This window comes from Candidatus Igneacidithiobacillus taiwanensis, from assembly GCF_031962545.1.
Lineage (GTDB): Bacteria > Pseudomonadota > Gammaproteobacteria > Acidithiobacillales > Acidithiobacillaceae > Igneacidithiobacillus > Igneacidithiobacillus taiwanensis.
The window spans coordinates 1-2,068 of record NZ_JAVRKK010000238.1 but is presented as its reverse complement, the minus strand read 5'-3'; the positions used below and the strand labels follow the sequence as shown (position 1 = coordinate 2,068).

Sequence of the window (2,068 nt, the reverse complement as noted above, 5' to 3'; positions counted from 1 at the left end):
CAAGAGCTCGACGCGCTGCAGACTTTTGGGGTCTCGCCGGTACAGCGCCTCGTTTTACCCAAGGTCATTGCCCTAGCCGTCACCATGCCGCTCCTGGTGATCTGGACCGATCTGGTCGGGCTCTTCGGCTCCATGCTGGTCGCCAATTTCAGCCTCGGCATCAGTCCCGACTTCTTTCTGCGCGAGTTGCCCATTATGGTGCCCGCCTTCAACTTCTGGTTGGGCATTATCAAAGGAGTGCTCTACGGCATCCTCATTGCCTGGGTGAGCGGCTACCATGGCCTGCGCGTCAAGGCCAACACCAACAGCTTGAGCCGCGAGACCACCAACTCCGTGGTGCTGTCCATTACTCTCGTCATCGTCATCGATGCCATCCTTGCCATCATTTTTGCCGACGTTGGTTTATCGACCACATGAGCGCCAACGATATCATCGTTTGTCGGGATCTCGGCACCCGTTTTGGCAGCCGCTGGATCCATCGCCACCTCGACCTAGCGATACAGAAAGGCGAAATTTTGGCCATTGTGGGCGGCAGCGGTAGTGGCAAAACGACCCTGCTGCGTAGCATCATCGGCCTCAACCCCATTGCCGAGGGCAGCATCGAGATCTTTGGGCAGCGCCTCGATCGCCTCAACGGCCGCGCCGGTCGCTTGCTGCGCCAGCGTTGGGGGGTGCTCTTTCAGCTCGGCGCCCTGTTCAGCGCCCTCACGGTTTTCGAGAATATTGCCTTCCCTTTACGCGAGTGGGGTGGCATTCGCCGGGAAGACATCTGCGCTTTGGTGGCGCTGAAACTGCAGATGGTAGGGCTGCGCCCGGAGGATGCCAGCAAGCTCCCCGCCGAACTCTCCGGCGGCATGGTCAAACGCGTAGCCCTCGCCCGCGCCCTCGCCCTGGATGCCGAAATCCTCTTTCTCGATGAGCCAACCTCTGGCCTCGACCCCATTGCTGCCGCCGATTTCGACCGCCTACTGCGGCAGATTCAGGCCGACATCGGGCTTACCGTAGTCATGATCAGCCACGACTTGGAAAGCATCGCAGCTACCGCTGACCGCGTGGCGGTGCTCTCGGGTGGCAAGGTGCTCAGCATCGGCCCGTTGCGGGAGGTCGCCAAAGTCGATGATCCGTACGTACGCGATTTCTTCCACGGCAGCCGCGGCGAGCATTTGCTGCAGTCGCTCTGCTAAGGAAGTCTGGCGAGGTCTTCAGCGGCCCCAGCGCGGGCCGATGCTGCGGTCGATGGCGAGCTGATCGAGAATCCGCGCAACCACAAAATCCACGAGATCGTCTATGCCTTGCGGCCGGTGATAAAAGCCCGGACTCGCCGGCAGAATGCATACCCCGAGGCGGGAGAGCTTGAGCATATTCTCGAGATGAATGGCGGAAAGCGGCGTCTCTCGCGGCACCAGAATGAGCTTTTTGCCCTCTTTGAGCATGACATCCGCAGCCCGCTCGATGAGATTATTGGAGACCCCCTGGGCAATGGCCGCCAGGCTACCGCCGGAACAAGGGCAAATGACCAGTGCCTCGGGAGCGTGCGACCCCGAAGCCAAAGGCGAAAACCAGTCTTCTTGCGCATAGGCATGTATCTCGCCGCGCTCCTGCCCGGTCTGCGCCCGCAAAAAAGCCGCCGTTTGCTCCGGTTGCGGCGGCAGCTGCAGGCCGAGTTCCTCGCGCAACACCACCCGCGCAGCGCCAGAGACCACGAGGTGCAACTCGAGGTCTTGGGCAAGCAAAAGTTCGAGAAGGCGCAGGGCATAGACCGCCCCCGAGGCACCGGTAATGGCCAAACCGATACGGCGACGCTGCGTCATGGTACTCGCTCCAGCGCCTGCAAGAGGCGCTCGTGAATCCCTCCAAAAGCGCCATTACTCATTACCAAAATCTGATCGCCACTTTTGGCATCTCGGCATAGATCGGCAACGAGCGCCTCGAGATCACGATAACTGCGACCGCCCTCGGGCAGCACCGGATCCCAGCCGAGTTCGGCCGGCGCATAGAGATACACGGCATCTGCCACCGCCAGACTCGGGCCGAGGGTGTCTTTGTGGACGCCGAGCTTCATGGTGTT

The 2,068-nt window shown here is 61.0% G+C and carries 3 protein-coding genes and 1 pseudogene; 2 read left to right on the top strand and 2 right to left on the bottom strand.

From position 1 onward, the window contains the following. On the top strand, positions 1–417 hold a 417-nt coding region (locus RTI30_RS14240; protein WP_312284152.1), incomplete at its 5' end, for an ABC transporter permease. Beyond that, positions 414–1,184, top strand: a complete 771-nt coding sequence (locus RTI30_RS14235; protein ID WP_312261026.1) for an ATP-binding cassette domain-containing protein — start codon at positions 414–416, stop codon at positions 1,182–1,184. The genes RTI30_RS14240 and RTI30_RS14235, both read left to right, overlap by 4 nt. An 18-nt stretch (positions 1,185–1,202) precedes the next feature. Here the strand turns inward: RTI30_RS14235 and RTI30_RS14230 are convergent, their stop codons facing one another. Both RTI30_RS14230 and RTI30_RS14225 read right to left on the bottom strand, forming a co-directional pair. After that, positions 1,203–1,811, bottom strand: a complete 609-nt coding sequence (locus RTI30_RS14230; RefSeq protein WP_312261024.1) for a flavin prenyltransferase UbiX — start codon at positions 1,809–1,811, stop codon at positions 1,203–1,205. Then, positions 1,808–2,068 (bottom strand): annotated as a pseudogene (locus RTI30_RS14225) (UDP-N-acetylmuramate:L-alanyl-gamma-D-glutamyl-meso-diaminopimelate ligase); the annotation flags it as partial. The pseudogene RTI30_RS14225 and the gene RTI30_RS14230, both read right to left, overlap by 4 nt.